Origin of the sequence: Delftia acidovorans NBRC 14950 (assembly GCF_001598795.1) — a bacterium.
GTDB lineage: Bacteria > Pseudomonadota > Gammaproteobacteria > Burkholderiales > Burkholderiaceae_C > Comamonas > Comamonas acidovorans.
Map to the genome: position 1 here is coordinate 31,776 of NZ_BCZP01000032.1, position 15,791 is coordinate 47,566.

The window sequence follows — 15,791 nt, forward strand, 5'->3', positions numbered from 1 at the left end:
GGGGTCTTCAAAAGCTACCGCGCAGCGTCAGCATCACATTGCGTGGCTCGCCATACCAGTTGTTGCCACCGCTGGTGCCCACCGTGCGGTAGTAGACCTTGTCGAACAGGTTGTTCAGGTTGAGCACGGCCTGCCAGTTGCGGTTGATGCGGTACTGCACGCTGGCATTCCACACGGCATAGCCGCCCTGGCTGAACTTGAAGGGCACGGCCGCGCCATCGAACTTGCCCGAGTCAGGATTGAAGGCCTTGGCCGAGCCGCTGACGAAATGCGCGCTCTGGATATTGGCGCCGCCGCCAATCGTCCATTGCGACAGCTCGCCGGGCAGGCGGTAGGTGCTCCACAGCTTGAACAGATGCTTGGGCGTAACGGAGTGGTAGATGCCTTCGATGCCCGGCGTCTTGTTGTGGTTGCGGTTGAAGGTGTAGCCGGCAAACAGCTGCCAGCCGCGCGCCAGCTCGCCCGAGATCTCGCCTTCCACGCCCTGGCTGACCACCTTGCCCTTGCTCAGCCAGCAGCAGTTCAGGCCCGCGTCGCCGATGTCGGTGTTGGGGTAGGAGGGATCGGCCACGGCCTCGCCATTGCGCTCTATGCGATACAGCGCCATGGAGGCCATCAGCCGGCCTTCGTTGAACTCGCCCTTGGCGCCCAGCTCGAAATTGCGGCCCTTGATGGGGTCCAGCGGCGTGCCTGGCAAGGGCCCACCCAGCTTGTCGGCCTGGGACTTGTGGATCTCGGCGACGCTGCCGTAGGCCGTCCAGCGGTCGTCGATGTCGTAGACCAGGCCGCCATAGGGCGTGAAGATACCGCTCTCGCTATTGGACGACACGATGCGGCTGGTGAGATTGCCGGCCTGGTCGAAGCGCAGCCAGGGTGTCTGCGTTGCATAGCTGGCGCGGCGTGCGCCGACGATGGCCGTCAGCCGGTCCGTCAGGCTCAGGTTGAGCCGGCCGTACAGGCCCTTCTGCGTGGCGCCATAGCCCGCGAAGCTGCGCGTCTTCCAGACGAAGCTGGGCAGGGGAATGGCGCCCGGGTCGAAGCCGAACACGTTGATGCCCCCCGGCATGTCCACCTCGGACAGAAAGGTGTCCTGCGTGTCACGGATCTTGGCCCAGTCCGCGCCCAAAAGCAGCCGGTGCCTGCGCCCCAGCAGGGAGAACGTTCCGCTGACGTTGGCATCCAACGCCTTCTTGGTGGAATAGAAGTCGTTGGAGAAGCCGTTGAGCGTGGCTCCCAGGCCCGTCGTCGGATCGACCGCGCCGGTGACGTCGGCCAACCGGCTGTCGCTGTCCACCTTGACATAGTTGGCATGGGCGCGGACGCGCCAGTCGCCCTCCAGCTTCTGTTCCAGCTGGGCGAACAGCTCCTTGTTGGTCCTGTCGTAATGGCCCCAGCCCGCCATGAGTGCCGTATGGCGCGGCAGGTGCAGATCGTCGCCATTGGCCGCGCGCGGCAGGCCACCGCGCCAGGGCAGGCTGGCCGACTTGTCGTAGCTGCCGCCCAGGGTCAGCTTGGTCGCCGGCGTGAGATCGGCTTCCACGATGCCGTAGAGCAAGGTGTTGCGCGCATCGGCGTAGTCATAGAAGAACTCGCGGTCGCTGTGCGCCAGCACGGCGCGGCCGCGCACCCGGCCATCGGCAGCCAGGGGACCCGCCACATCAAGTTCGGCCCGGCGCTGGTTCCAGCTGCCCACCGAGGCCGAGGCCAGCACCTGGGGCTGGGCCGTGGGGCGCTTTCTCACCAGGTTGATGGAGCCGCCGGGCTCGCCATTGCCGCTGTACAGGCCGTCCGCGCCGCGGATCACCTGCACGCTGTCGTACATGGCCATGTTGGGGTCGAAGGTGCCCTGGCTGAAGGCATCCACCGCCGCTCCGTCGATCTGGACATTGCTGATCTGGAAGCCCCGCGCGTAGAAGCTGTTGGCCGTGCCGCCCAGGCCACCCGAGCCCGCGTAGTCCACCGTCACGCCCGTGGTCTGCTGCATCACGTCGCCCACGGAGACCAGGCCCTGGTCCTCGATGCGCTGGCGCGTGACCACGGAGATGGACTGCGGCGTCTCGCGCACGCTCTGCCCCTTGCCCAGCGACACGCGCGAGGCCGCATAGGAGCCCGAACCCTCCGTGGTATCGCCAGCGTGCGCCTGGGCCGTGACCAGCACCGTGCCCAGCGCAGCATCGGCTGCCGGCGACGGCTCCCTGAGCGGCGCCTTCAGCGTGTAGGCGCCCGGCACGGCGTCGATCACGGTCACGCCCGTTCCGGCCAGCAGCCGGTCCAGCGCCTGGCGCGGCGTGAAGCGGCCCTGCAAGGCCGGCGAAGTGCGGCCTGCAACGATCTGCGGATCGAACAGCACCTGGTGCTGGGCCTGCTGCGTGAACTGGCGCAGCGCGCCCGCCAGCGGCTGGGGCGCGATGCTGAAGGCCAGCTCCCCTGCCTGGCCCGCCTGCCCCGCCTGCACGGACGATGGCTGCTGCGCCTGCACCGCAGGCTGCGCCAGCGCAACCAGGGCTGCGGCCACCAGCGACGGCATCCTTGCCCGCTGCCATGGCCTGCCCCTGTGCTGAAACTCTCCTCCCCAAATGCCCGCGCCCATGGCGGCGCTGCCGTGTTCTTTTCCTGCTTGCATCCCTGCTCCTGCTGCACTGTGTCCATTGCCCGCTGTCGCGGTGTGCGCGGTGGGTGGCAGGCAGACAGTTGAGCGTCCACCCGCCACGCGCGTGCGCGGCCGTCGCGGTTGTTGGCTGAGCTGTGCACTGGGCAGCGGCCTGGCTGGCAACCATGGAGGCGCGAGAAAACCCGGCCTCCATGAAGGTAAAACCCGCTACCGCGCCAAAGTGGGAACGTGGCCGAACCGAGAAAGCGGGTTGTTTACATTAATTTACAAATAGACAAGGCACTCAATGCGCCGAGATTCGCCAGCCGCCCTGCGCATCGGCCTGCACACGCACCGGCAACAAGTGCGGCAGCGAGCGCAGAAACACCTCGGGCTTGCCGGTCAGCGCCACGCCGGACACGGACAGCGCGGCCAGCCGCGCATCGCCATCCACCCGTACGGGCTGGCCCAGGTAGCGCGACAGATCGGCGGCGACCTCGGCCAGCGTTGCCTGCTGGAACACCATCTGGCCGCTGCGCCAGTCGCCCACCGTGTCCGTGCCGGCCGCCAGCGGATGCTGCGTGCCGTCACGGGCATCGACGGACATGCCGGCACCCGCGCCCAGCAGCAGGCGCCTACCGTCCGCCGCATGGCGGTCGGGCCGCAGTTCCACCTTGCCCTCCAGCACCTTCACCACAAGCGCTGGCGGCCCGGCGCGCACATTGAAGGCCGTGCCCACCACCCGGACCTGGCTGGCGCCGCTGTCCACGGTGAAGGGCCGCGAGCGGTCGGCGGCGACCTGGAAGAAGGCCTCGCCCTGGTCCAGCACCGTCTCGCGGCGGCGCGGGTAGTAGCGCACCTGCAGCCTGGAGGAAAAATTCAGCGTGACCCGCGTGCCATCGGGCAGTTCGGCCTCGCGCACCTCGCCGGGGCCGGTGGCCATCTCGATCACATGGCTTGCGTGGTTGTCCCAGGCATACCAGCCCCCGCCCACGGCCAGCGTCGTGACCAGAGCCACCGACAGCAACGCAGGCATCAGGCCGCGGCGTGTGCGCTGACGTGCCGGCGCGGGCAAGTGGGCCTGTGTCTGCGCACGCGGCCCGCTCGCCCTGGCTTGCGGCGCAGCAGCCGCGTCGCAGGCCAGCGCCGGCCTGCGCAACTGCTGCAGGTCCAGCACCGTGCGCCCCAAGCTCTCGAAGATGCTGCGGTGCTGCGGGTCGGCGGCCAGCCAGGCGTCGAGTTCGCGCTCGTCGGCGCCGGTCCAGTCGGCTTCGCGGCGGCGGGCGAAGTAGTCGGCGGCGCGGGCGTGCAGTTGCAGGCGTTTCGGGGTCAGCGTCATTCCCGGCCCTCCCCGTCCGTCGCGGCCTGCGCCAGCAAGCCCTGCATCAGGCGCATGTCTTCGGCGCTGCCGTACTGCACGCGCAGTTCGCAATAGGCCATGGCCAGCGTCACATGGTTGTGCACCATGCGGCGCGAAATGCCCATGCGCTGCGCCACCTCGGTCTGCGTGAGCCCGTCGATGCTGTGCAGAACGAAGGCCTCGCGGCGGCGCTCGGGCAGCTCGGCCATGGCCTGCTCCAGCCGGCCCAGCCGCTCGCGGTGGTGCGCCGCCTGCAGGGGGTCCGACCCCTCGCCGGCCGGCAGTTGCTGCGCCAGTTCCATGTGTTCATCCAGCGAGACCGATTCGCGCCCCGGCGCGCCCGCCGAGCGGCGCCAGGCATCGTGCGAGACATGGCGGGCGATCACGCGCAGATAGGGTTCCTGCTCCTCGGGCGGCAGGGCCTTGCCCGAGGCCGCATAGCGCACGAAGACCTCCTGCACCGCATCCTCGGCATCCTCGCGGTTGCGCATCTGCCGGCCCAGCAGGCGGCGCAGAGGCTGGTGCCAGCGCGCATACACGCGGGCCAGCAGAGAGGGAGCGGCATCATCGTCCGCGCCTGGCACGCGCGCGCTCACGGGCAGGCTCCCGGCACGGCGGTCTGGACGCGGGCAGGCACGCCAGCATGGGAAACGGACAGGACGAAGAAGAACGGCACGGGCGGCGATTGTACTGAGAATGGTTCTCATCAACACCTTTGCGGCCGGCACGCGCCATGCGATGCGGGTGCTGCGGATGCCTTACCGGCCCGCTGCCCCATGCAGCGCCACCAGCGTGGGCACCACCCAGTGCGGCGCAGGCTGCGCCCCGTCGAAGCACTGGTCCTCGGACGGCACGGCGATGACGGTCATGCCGGCCTGCCGCGCCGCATGTGTTCCCGAGACGGAGTCCTCGAACACCAGGCAGCGCCCGGCCGGCACGCCCAGGCGTTGCGCCGCGAAGTGGTAGATGTCGGGCGCGGGCTTGCCGCGCACCACCTGCTCGGCCGAGACGATGGCGTCGAACGCCGGCCGCAGGCCCAGCGCATCCAGGGTGTGGTGGCACAAAGACAAAGGAGAGTTCGAGGCCAGCGCCACGCGCCAGCCCTGGGCGCGGCAGGCGCTCAGAGTTTCGCGCACGCCGGGCAGGGCCTGCCCATGCGCGCTGACCAGGGCCGCCACGCGCGCGACCACGCGGCTCTCCAGCTCGCGCTGGCTGGGCCCCTGCCAGGGCCGGTGGGCATACCAGTGCGCGGCCACCTGCGCCGTGGTCATGGGCGCCGTCACGCGGGACATCTCGGCCGTGATGTCGATGCCGACCTCGGCAAAGGACTCGCGTTCGGCACGCTTCCAGAAGGGCTCGGAGTCTATGAGCAGGCCGTCCATGTCGAAGATGGCGGCGCCGAATCCGGCCTGGCCAAGGCCTGCGAACGAGGGAGCGGCTTCAGGGATTTGCATGGCGCGCATGCTAGCGCAGGCGGCAAGTGAAAGCAGTTGCTGTTAGCCTGTGCCGGCTGGCGATGGATGCAGATGCATGCGATTGCCAGCCCTTCACAATTCTTAGCGAGCCCGCAATGACCAGCCCCCTGTACACCGCCTCCATTCCCGTCCTGCAGCAGATGCTGAAGGCCCTGTCCGACGTGCTCAAAAAGGCCGAGGAACACGCCGCGCAGAAGAACATCGATCCCGACGCCCTGCTGCAGGCCCGCCTGTTCCCCGACATGTTCCCGCTGGTGCGCCAGGTGCAGATTGCTGCGGACTTCGCCAAGGGCATCGCCTCGCGCCTGGCCGGCGCCGAGGTACCTTCGTGGCCCGACACGCAGACCAGCTTTGCCGACCTGCAGGCGCTGATCACCAAGGCGCTGGACCATGTGGGCTCATTCGCGCCCGAGCAGTTCGCGCAAAGCGAGTCCCGCGAGATCGTGCTGCGCCCCGGCACGCCCAAGGAGAAGAAGCTGAGCGCCAGCGCCTATCTGCTGCACTACGGCCTGCCGCAGTTCTTCTTCCATGTGACCACCGCCTATGCCCTGCTGCGCCACAACGGTGTCGAGGTCGGCAAGCGCGACTACATGGGCAGCTACTGAGCGTGCCGTGGCCGGTCTGGCCAGCGCTTCACTGCGCGGCCAGATCCCGGCCTCGCGTCTCCGGCAGGCACATGGCGAACATCACCACCATCACGTAGCCGGCCGTGGCGCAGATGCCGATGGCCGTGCCCAGCGACAGGCCCAGCCGGTCGCTGAACACGCCCACCAGCGCGGGGAAGGTGGCCCCGATGCCGCGGCCGAAGTTGTAGCAAAAGCCCTGGCCGGAGCCGCGCAGTTCGTTGGGGAACAGCTCGGCCAGGAAGGCTCCGGCGCCGCTGAAGATGCCCGACATGAAAAAACCCAGCGGAAAGCCCAGCACCAGCATCCAGGCATCGGTGATGGGCATCAGCGTATAGGCATAGGCCAGGCTGCCTGCGCCGATGGCGAACAGCGTGAAGGCCAGGCGCCGGCCCAGCCGGTCGGAAGCGTAGGCACCGCACAGGTAGCCTGCAAAGGCGCCAAAGATGAACATGAACTGGTAGCCGCCCGAGCCCAGCACCGTCAGGTGGCGCTCGTTCTTCAGGAAGGTGGGCAGCCACACGGCAATGGCGTAGTAGCCGCCCTGCATGCCCGTGAACATCAGGCTGGCCAGCACCGTGGTCTTGAGCATGCCGCCCTTGAAGATGTCCAGGAAGTGCCCGCTGCGCTCGCCCCGGCCCACGGCGGCGCGGGTCTTCAGGTAGACCTCGGGGTCCTTGACGGAACGGCGGATGAACAGGATCAGCAAGGCCGGCAGCAAACCCAGCAGGAACATGGCCCGCCATGAAATCTCGGGCGGCAGAAACGAGAACAGCGCCATGGACACCAGCACGGCCGCCCCCCAGCCTATGGCCCAGCTGCTTTGCACCAGCCCCACCGCCTTGCCACGGAAAGCCGGCCGTATGGTCTCGGCGATCAGCACCGAGCCCACGGCCCATTCGCCGCCAAAGCCCAGCCCCTGCAGCGTGCGGGCCAGCAGCAACTGGCCCGGCGTCTGCGCCAGGCCGCAGGCGAAGGTGAAAAGGGCGAACACGAGAATGGTCCACTGCAGCACGCGCACACGCCCGTAGCGGTCCGCCAGGATGCCGGCCATCCAGCCGCCGATGGCCGAGGCCACCAGGGTCGAGGTGCCGATCAGGCCGACCTCGGTCTTGCTCATGCCCCACAGCGACAGAAGGATCGGCGTGACCAGGGGCAGCGTGTAGTAGTCGAAGGAATCGACCGCGTAGCCGCCGAACGAGGCCGTCAGTGCACGTTTTTCCCGGGGTTCGAGCTGGCCCAGCCAGCTGCCCTGCGACTGTTCGCCAGCCAGGGGCTTGGCATTGTCAAGGCTTGTCATTTTTCAGTCTCCTTGCGCTTCGGTATGCAGAAGCGTCTTGCCTTCAATGGCATTGCATCGGTGATGAACCAGGCCTGGCCGGGCGGCCCTCATCCACCACCCGGACAGACCCCTGCAGGCGGCGTGTCAGGCCGCCGTTCCGTAGCCGCCGCCCCCCGGCGTGCAGACCTCGAACACATCGCCGGGCTGCATCTGCACGGCGCCGATATGCTCCAGCGCCTCGACCTGGCCATCGGCGCGCAGCACACGGTTGATGCCCGGCTGCCCCGGCTGGCCGCCCGCCATGCCGAAGGCCGGGTTCAGGCGTCCGTTGGACAGGATGCTGGCCGTCATGGCTTCCAGGAAACGCACGCGCCGCACACCGCCGCTGCCCCCCTGCCAGCGCCCGCTGCCGCCCGAGCCTTCGCGGATGGCATAGCTGTCCAGCATGACGGGGAAGCGGAACTCCAGCACCTCCGGATCTGTCAGGCGCGAATTGGTCATGTGCGTCTGGACGACGCTGGTGCCGTTGAACCCGCGCTCCACCCGGCCCTCGGCGTCCAGCACCGCGCCCGCGCCGCTGCCGCCGGCAATGGTTTCGTAGTACTGGTGGCGCGCATTCCCGAAGGTGAAGTTGTTCATGGTGGGCTGGCTGCCCGCCATCACGCCCAGCGCGCCGAACAGCGCATTGGTGATGCAGGTGGAGGTCTCCACATTGCCCGCCACCACCGAGGCCGGTGCATTGGGGTTGAGCATGCAGCCCTGGGGAATGATGACCTTCAAAGGCTTGAGGCAGCCCGCGTTGAGCGGGATGTCGTCGTCCACCAGCGTGCGGAACACGTACAGCACGGCCGCCATGCACACGGCGCGCGGCGCATTGAAGTTGTTGGTCTGCTGGGCGCTGGTGCCCGAGAAGTCGATGACCGCGCTGCGGCCCGCCGTATCCACGGTGACGGCCACGCGGATCTGCGCGCCGTTGTCCAGCGGCAGCGTGAACTGCCCGTTCCTGAGCCGCGTGATGACGCGGCGCACCGACTCCTCGGCGTTGTCCTGCACATGGCCCATATAGGCCTGCACCACGGGCAGGCCGAACTGGGCCACCATCTTGCGCAGCTCCTGCACGCCTTTTTCATTGGCCGCGATCTGGGCCTTCAGGTCGGCCAGGTTCTGGTGCGGGTTGCGGCTCGGGTACTCGCCGCTTTGCAGCAGCTCGACCATCTCCTGGCCGCGCAGCACGCCGCGATCGACCAGCTTGAAGTTGTCGATCTGCACGCCCTCTTCCTCGATGCGCGTGGAAAACGGCGGCATGGAACCGGGCGTGATGCCGCCCACGTCGGCATGGTGCCCCCGGCTGCCCACGTAGAAGGTGGGGGAGGCCTCGTCGGCCACGTACACGGGCGTGATGACCGTGATGTCGGGCAGGTGGGTGCCGCCCTGGTAGGGGTCGTTGAGCACATAGACATCGCCCTGGGCCATGCGCCCGGCGTTCTTGCGGATCACCGTCTGGATGCTCTCGCCCATGGAGCCCAGGTGCACGGGCATGTGCGGCGCATTGGCGATGAGGTGGCCCTCGGCGTCGAACAGCGCGCAGCTGAAGTCCAGCCGTTCCTTGATGTTCACCGAGTAGGCCGTGTTCTGCAGCTGCAGGCCCATCTGCTCGGCGATGTTCATGAACAGGTTGTTGAAGACCTCCAGCAGCACCGGGTCCACCGAGGTGCCGGCCGCGTACTCGACCTTGCGCGCGACCACGCGGTCCAGCACCAGATGGTCCAGCGCCGTGAGCCGCGCCAGCCAGCCGGGCTCGACCACCGTGGTGGCATTGCGCTCGGCGATGATGGCCGGGCCGGGGATGGCGTCGCCGGGCCGCAGGTCCTCGCGCACCACCAGGGCCGCGTCATGCCAGGCACCGTCGGAGTACATGCGCACGGTTTCGCGGCGCGGATGCTCGCGCGGCGGATGCTCCTGCAGCACCGGCTCGCTGGGCGCATCGCCCGCAATCACGGCTTCGACGGAAACGGCTTCCACCACCAGGCCCTTGCCCGCCATCAGGAAGGCGAACCGCTGGCGATAGGCCGACTCGAAGGCCGCCTGAATGTCGTCCAACCCGCCGAAGGGCACGGCCAGGGCGGAATCCGTGCCCTCATAGCGCACATGCACGTTGTAGCGCACCTGCACAGGACTGGCGCCGACCTGCTGGCGCTCAAGCTCGGCCTTGGCCGCGTCGCCCAGCGAATCCAGCGACTCCGCGATCAGCGGCAAGGCCGCCGCAGACAGCGCCACCTCCATCGCCTGTTCACGGATGACGGTCTGGTCCGCCAGGCCCATGCCGTAGGCGCTGAGCACGCCGGCCAGCGGATGCACGAACACACGGGTCATGCCCAGCGCATCAGCCACCAGGCAGGCATGCTGGCCGCCCGCGCCGCCAAAGCACTGCAGCGTGTAGCGCGTCACGTCATAGCCGCGCGCCACGCTGATCTTCTTGATGGCGTTGGCCATCTGCTGCACGGCGATGCGGATGAAGCCTTCGGCCACTTCCTCGGGCCTGCGCCCCGTCTGCACCGCCAGTTCATCGAAGCGCGCCCGCACGGCCTCGCCATCGAGCCGCTCGTTGGCGGCCGGGCCGAACACGCTGGGGAAGTAGCGGGGCTGGACCTTGCCCACCATCACGTTCGCATCGGTCACGGCCAGGGGCCCGCCACGGCGGTAGCTCACGGGGCCGGGGTTGGCGCCCGCGCTCTCCGGGCCCACGCGAAAGCGCGAGCCGTCATAGGCCAGTACCGAGCCGCCACCGGCGGCCACCGTGTGGATGCTCATCATCGGCGCGCGCATGCGCACACCGGCCACCTGGGTCTCGAACTCGCGCTCGAAGGCGCCAGCGTAGTGGCTGACATCGGTGGAGGTGCCGCCCATGTCGAAGCCGATGACCTTGTCGTGCCCGGCCAGCCCTGCCGTGCGGGCCATGCCCACGATGCCGCCGGCCGGCCCGCTCAGGATGGCATCCTTTCCCTGGAAGCTGCCCGCATCGGCCAACCCGCCGGAGGACTGCATGAAAAACAGCCGCACGCCCGGCATCTCGCCAGCCACCTGCTGTACATAGCGGCGCAAGATGGGCGAGAGGTAGGCATCGACCACCGTGGTGTCGCCCCGGCTCACGAACTTCATCAGGGGGCTGGTCTCGTGCGAGGTGCTGATCTGCGTGAATCCCGCCTGCCGCGCAATGCGCGCCGCAATCTGCTCGTGCCGCATGTAGCGGTAGCCATGCATGAAGACGATGGCCACGCTGCGCAGGCCCCGTGCATGGGCCTGCAGCAGCGCGGTGTGCAGGTGCAGCACGTCCAGTTCCTGCTGCACTTCCCCACGGGCATCCACGCGCTCAAGCGCCTCCACCACATCGCTGTACAGCAGCTCGGGCAGCTGGATATGCCGGTCGAACAGGCGCGGGCGGTTCTGGTAGGCAATGCGCAGCGCATCACGAAAGCCCCGCGTGGTCACCAGCAGCGTGGGCTCGCCCTTGCGCTCCAGCAGCGCATTGGTGGCCACCGTGGTGCCCATCTTCACGCACTCCACAAGGTCCGGCGTGACCGGCTCGCCGGGCTTGAGGCCCAGCAGGTGGCGGATGCCGGCCACGGCCGCGTCGCGGTACTGCTCGGGGTTTTCCGACAGCAGCTTGTGCGTGGCCAGGCTGCCATCGGGCCGCTTGCCCACGATGTCGGTGAAAGTGCCGCCGCGGTCTATCCAGAATTGCCAGCGCCTGTCATGGGAAGTGGAGCGTTCTTGCATGGTGTCGGAACCCGTTTGTCTCGAAGTTGAAGTCAGGAAAACCGTGGCCTGGAGCACGGCCCTCCGCCGGTGCCCACCACTGGCGTCCAATCTAAAAGTGCCCCTGGACCGCGTCCATCGAGAAGTTTTCGCCCCCTCTGTTCACGAAAACTGAACAGGAGCGGCCCCTTGCCGGCCGGCAACGCAAAGAAAAAGGCCCGCCGAAGCGGGCCCCGTGCCAGGCAGGCAGGCCGTCAGAACGCGGCCAGATGGCTGTTGCGCAACTCCGTCACCAGCATGTGGCCCGGCTCGTGCGTGATGGCGAATGGCAGGGCCGCCGAGCGTATGGCCTGCTGGGGCGTCACGCCGCAGGCCCAGAACACGGGGATCTCCCCGGGTTTGAGCGCCATGGGCTCGCCGAAGTCCGGCCGCTCGATATCGGCAATGCCTATCTGCGCGGGGTCGCCCAGGTGCACGGGCGCCCCATGCACGCTGGGAAAGCGCGAAGTCACCTGGATCGCACGGATGGCCTGGGCGGCCGTCATGGGCCGCATGCTGACCACCATCCGGCCACCGAACCGGCCCGCCTGGCCGTTGGCAATGTCGGTGATGAACATGGGAGCGCCCCGGCCCTCGTCGATATGGCGCACGGGCACGCCGGCATCGCGCAGCGCGTCCTCGAAGGAATAGGAGCAGCCGATGACGAAGCCCACCAGGTCGTCGCGCCACAGGCCCGTGAGGTCATTCACCTGCTCGGCCCTGTGACCATCGCGAAACACCCAGTACGAGGGCAGATCGGTCTTCAGATCGATATCGCCGAGCTCGGGCACGCGGCTGCTGCCGGGCTCGGTCACGCCGATCAGCGGGCAGGACTTGGGATTCAGCCGGGCAAAGCGCAGGAACTCCTCGCTGCACTCGCGCGGCAGTATCGCCAGGTTGCCCTGGGTGTAGCCGGGGCACTGCCCGGCCGTCTGCCCGCGAAAGCGTCCGGCGCGCACCTCCTGGCGGAATTCGGTCGGATGGGTCCAATGCGTCATGGGGGAGCCTCTATTGAATGGAGATGCCCCCCAATGTAAAAAGCAGCAGGCCACCGGTCCATTCAGGAATTGTGCGCAGCCTCCCCCAGGAAAACTGAACAGCCACTGCAGCCCGCGCAGCCCCCCCATGAACATCCGTTTTCTTGAAACCTTTGTGCTGCTGGCACGCATCGGCAGCGTGCGCCGCGTGGCCGAACTGGTGCATGCCAGCCCCGGCGCCGTCTCCATGCGCATACGCGGGCTGGAGTCGGACCTGGGCGTGACCCTGTTCCACTGGGACCGCAAGACGCTGCAGATCACCGATGCCGGCGCCCGCTTGCTGCGGCATGCGGAAGCCGTCATCGAAGCCACACGCACCCTGGAGCGTGCCGCCAGGTCCGACGACGCCATCGGCTGCCGCCTGCGGGTCGGTGTGCTGGAGACGGCGGTACACACCTTCCTGCCCGAATTCGTCAAGGCGATGGGTGCCAGCCTGCCGCACATCGAGCTGGACCTGACCGTCGATCTGAGCACCCACCTGTCGGAGCAGATGATGCGGCGCGACCTGGACCTGATCGTGCGCACCGGCAGCGGGGTGGACCCCCAGTTCGCCGTGGTCGAGAACCTGCTGGAAGTGCCCGTGCACTGGATTGCCAGGCGGGGCCTGGTGCCCAGGAAGGATGGACTGCACAAGGCGCTGGGCAAGCAATTGCTGACCCAGATGCGCGGCACCGGCCCCTACGAGCAGGCCGTGGCCATGGCACAGCAGCTGGCCGTGCAAAGCGGCATGGTCTCCAGCGATCTGCGCATCTCGGGATCGCCCTCGCTGGCGGCCCTGGTCTCGCTGGTGCGCGAGGGCCTGGGCGTCGCCATCATGCACGGCATGCTGGTGGCGCCGCAGCTCGAAAGCGGGGAGCTGGTGGAGCTGGAACTGCCCACGCCGCCCTCCTTTCGCATCACCACCTGGTACCCCAAGAGCCCGTCGCCCGGCGTCACCGACACCGCACAAGTGCTGCGCCGCGTCTGCAAGAGCTACTGCAAGCGGGTCAGCCCGCATCTGGCGCGGTACATCGGCTAGGGCGCGGATGCCGGTGGCGGCTCCTGCCCGTGCAGCAGCGCCAGAAAGCTGGCGGCCGCCTGGCTCAGCGGCCGGTCGCGGCGCACCAGGCTGCCGTAGGCCTGCAGGTTGCGGCGCATGCGATAGGGCAGGATGCGGACCATACCGTGCGCGGCGCTGTCCCGGGCCACGGCCTGCGGAATCACGGCGATCAGGTCGGAGTTGCGCACCAGGTTCATGGTGGTGAGGATGGAGCCCGTCTCGATCAGGCCGCGCGGCAGCGGCAGGCCATGGGCCTGGAATTCCTGGTCGATCAGTGCGCGCATGGGACTGCCGGGCGGCTGCAGCACCCAGCCATGGGCCTGCAGCTGCGCAAAGCCCAGGCTGCGGGCACGCGCCAGCGGATGGCTGCAGCCCACGATGATGGACAGGGCCTCGTCATCAATCGTGCGGAACAGATGGGCGGGATCGGCCTGCCCGGTCTGCCGGCCCACCACCACCTCCAGCACGCCGTCCTGCAACTGCGCCAGCAGCCGGTCGCTGGTGTCCACGGCCACCTCGATGGACAGCAGCGGCCACTGGCGCTTGAGCGCCAGCAGCGCCTGTGTCAGCCGCCCCGGCGAGGCCGCCATGATGCTGCCCACGGCCAGCCGCCCCGCGCTGCCTTCGCGCAGTTCCTGCAGCTCGCGGTTCAGCGCCTCCATGCCGCCGCGCAGGTGGCGGAAGTAGCCCGTCACGCGCTCGCCGGCGGCATTCAGTTGCAGACCGCGCCCCACGCGGTCGAACAGGGGCAGGCCCAGCGCGCTTTCCAGCTCATGCAGCATCTTGGTGGCGGCCGGCTGGCTCAGTCCCAGCTCGGCTGCGGCGCCGCGCAGCGTGCCCTTCTGGTCGATGGCCAGCATCAGCGCCACCTGCCGCATGCGCAGGCGGTTGAGCAGTTGCGGCGTGCTGTCCCTGCGGTCGATGGAGCCCATAGCAATATCCCGCGAATTGATTACCCAAGGTTATTGATTCATCAGCAACTTTCAGTTTACGGCAATCAATCATCTGCCTAGCATGGGTCCACAACAAAAGCACCGGAGACAAGACATGCAACGCCGCCCCCTGCTGCTGGCCGCAGCTGCCCTGCTGCCCGCCATCGCCCTGGCCCAAACTCCGCCGGACTGGCCCACGCGGCCCGTGCGCATGCTTGTGGGCTCGGCCCCGGGCGGCGGCACGGATGCCATGGCACGCGCCGTTGCCGACCGGCTGGCGCCGCTGCTGCGCCAGCCGGTGATCGTGGAAAACCGCCCCGGCGTCTCCAACACCCTGGCCGTGGACATGACGGCCAAGTCCACGGACGGGCACACCATGGTGATGGGCGTGGTCACGGCCCATGCCATTGCCCCGCACCTGCTCAAGCTGGGCTACGACAGCAACCGCGACCTGGTGCCCGTGGCCTATGTGGGCGCAGTGCCCAATGTGCTGGTGGTGGGCAACAACCTGCCCGCGAACTCGGTGCAGGAACTGGTCGCCCTGGCCCGCAAGGAGCCCGGCAGGATCAACTTCGCCAGCAGCGGCACGGGCAGCACCCAGCACATCGCGGCCGAGATGTTCAAGGACGCGGCCGGCCTGCCCGGCGTGGAGATAGGCGCCTGGTACGGCATCTACATGCCAGCGGCCACACCCCGCGCCGTGCAGGCCCGGGTGCACGACGAGGTCAACAAGGTGCTGGCCATGCCCGAGACGCGCACGCGCCTGGAGGCCGTGGGCGCCGAACTGCAGCCCATGGGCCAGGCCGAGTTCATCGCCTTGCACAACGCCGAGTACCAGCGCTTTGGCGAAATCATCCGCAAGAACCACATCAAGATCGACTGAGCCGCACATGCCCGCATCCGAACTTCCCGTCGTCGCCCTGACCCTGGGCGATCCCGCCGGCATTGGCGCCGAACTGATCGCACGCCTGCTGGCGCGGCCCGAGGCCATGCAAAAGGCCAACATCGTGCTGGCCGGCGACCCCTGGCTGTGGCAGCAGGGCCAGCGCATCGCGGGCCTGCAGGTGGCCACCGCGCCCATCGCCAGCATGGCCCATGCACGGGGCCGCACCGATACCGCCCTGCCCGCCTTCCTGGCCCTGGACACGGTGGCCCCCGATGCCGTGCACCAGGGCCGTGCCGAAGCCGCAGGCGGGCGCTCGGTGCTGCAGGTGCTGGACCGGTGCATGGACGCGGCCCAGGCCGGCCAGATCGACGCCATCTGCTTTGCGCCGCTCAACAAGCAGGCCATGAAGCTGGGCGGCCTGCGCCATGAGGACGAGCTGCACCACTTTGCCGAGCACCTGGGTGTGACTGGCTATTTCTGCGAATTCAATACGCTGGGCGATCTGTGGACCTCGCGCATTTCTTCGCATGTGCCGCTCAGGGACGTGGCCGGCTATCTGAGCCAGGAGCGCATCGCGCAGGCGGCCGAGCTGATCTACCGCGCGCTGCTGGCCAGCGGCATGGCGGCCCCCAAGGTGGCGGTGGCGGGCTTCAACCCGCACAACGGCGATGGCGGCACCTGCGGCCGTGAAGAGATCGACATCATCGCGCCTGCCGTGCGCGCGCTGCAGGCCCGCGACTGGCCCACGCCCGATCCGTTCCACGGTCCCTTT

At 68.4% G+C, this 15,791-nt stretch carries 12 protein-coding genes; 4 read left to right on the forward strand and 8 right to left on the reverse strand.

Annotated elements, in window-relative coordinates:
* Positions 1-7 precede the first annotated feature (7 nt).
* The 4 genes from DA1_RS26190 to hxpB form a co-directional block, all read right to left on the reverse strand.
* Positions 8-2,623, reverse strand: a complete 2,616-nt coding sequence (locus tag DA1_RS26190) for a TonB-dependent siderophore receptor (RefSeq protein WP_034396217.1) — start codon at positions 2,621-2,623, stop codon at positions 8-10.
* 271 nt (positions 2,624-2,894) lie between these two features.
* Positions 2,895-3,929, reverse strand: a complete 1,035-nt coding sequence (locus tag DA1_RS26195) for a FecR family protein (RefSeq protein ID WP_034396220.1) — start codon at positions 3,927-3,929, stop codon at positions 2,895-2,897.
* Positions 3,926-4,546: an RNA polymerase sigma factor gene (locus DA1_RS26200; RefSeq protein ID WP_013801422.1), complete on the reverse strand. Its 621-nt coding sequence runs from the start codon at positions 4,544-4,546 to the stop codon at positions 3,926-3,928. Before DA1_RS26200 ends, DA1_RS26195 begins: the two co-directional genes overlap by 4 nt.
* 162 nt (positions 4,547-4,708) lie before the next feature.
* Positions 4,709-5,404: a hexitol phosphatase HxpB gene (gene hxpB / locus DA1_RS26205; protein ID WP_230590922.1), complete on the reverse strand. Its 696-nt coding sequence runs from the start codon at positions 5,402-5,404 to the stop codon at positions 4,709-4,711.
* 116 nt (positions 5,405-5,520) lie between these two features.
* On the opposite strand from hxpB, the gene DA1_RS26210 reads away from it, so the two are divergent.
* Positions 5,521-6,030 carry a DUF1993 domain-containing protein gene (locus tag DA1_RS26210; RefSeq protein WP_012206773.1) on the forward strand — a complete coding sequence of 170 codons (510 nt, stop codon included), beginning with the start codon at positions 5,521-5,523 and terminating at the stop codon, positions 6,028-6,030.
* Positions 6,031-6,058: 28 nt separating this feature from the next.
* On the opposite strand, the gene DA1_RS26215 is transcribed toward DA1_RS26210, so the two are convergent.
* The 3 genes from DA1_RS26215 to DA1_RS26225 form a co-directional block, all read right to left on the reverse strand.
* Entirely contained in the window at positions 6,059-7,348 is a 1,290-nt protein-coding gene (locus DA1_RS26215) for an MFS transporter (RefSeq protein ID WP_034396225.1), read from the reverse strand.
* Between the two features lie 126 nt (positions 7,349-7,474).
* Positions 7,475-11,107 carry a hydantoinase B/oxoprolinase family protein gene (locus tag DA1_RS26220; protein ID WP_034396228.1) on the reverse strand — a complete coding sequence of 1,211 codons (3,633 nt, stop codon included), beginning with the start codon at positions 11,105-11,107 and terminating at the stop codon, positions 7,475-7,477.
* A 233-nt stretch (positions 11,108-11,340) separates the two neighbouring features.
* Positions 11,341-12,123 (reverse strand): putative hydro-lyase, encoded by a 783-nt coding sequence (locus tag DA1_RS26225; protein WP_013801417.1) that lies wholly within the window; start codon positions 12,121-12,123, stop codon positions 11,341-11,343.
* 127 nt (positions 12,124-12,250) lie between these two features.
* Here DA1_RS26225 and DA1_RS26230 point away from each other — a divergent pair, with 127 nt between their 5' ends.
* A complete protein-coding gene (locus DA1_RS26230) occupies positions 12,251-13,180 on the forward strand; it encodes a LysR family transcriptional regulator (RefSeq protein WP_034396231.1) in 930 nt (309 codons plus the stop codon).
* Here DA1_RS26230 and DA1_RS26235 read toward each other — a convergent pair.
* Complete coding sequence (locus tag DA1_RS26235) at positions 13,177-14,133, reverse strand: LysR family transcriptional regulator (RefSeq protein ID WP_034396234.1); 957 nt, start codon at positions 14,131-14,133, stop codon at positions 13,177-13,179. The genes DA1_RS26230 and DA1_RS26235 overlap by 4 nt on opposite strands.
* A gap of 115 nt (positions 14,134-14,248) precedes the next feature.
* On the opposite strand from DA1_RS26235, the gene DA1_RS26240 reads away from it, so the two are divergent.
* Together DA1_RS26240 and DA1_RS26245 are read left to right on the forward strand one after the other, a co-directional pair.
* Positions 14,249-15,016, forward strand: a complete 768-nt coding sequence (locus tag DA1_RS26240; RefSeq protein ID WP_034396236.1) for a Bug family tripartite tricarboxylate transporter substrate binding protein — start codon at positions 14,249-14,251, stop codon at positions 15,014-15,016.
* 7 nt (positions 15,017-15,023) lie between these two features.
* The coding region (locus DA1_RS26245) for a 4-hydroxythreonine-4-phosphate dehydrogenase PdxA (RefSeq protein WP_062794182.1) at positions 15,024-15,791 on the forward strand (768 nt) is incomplete at its 3' end.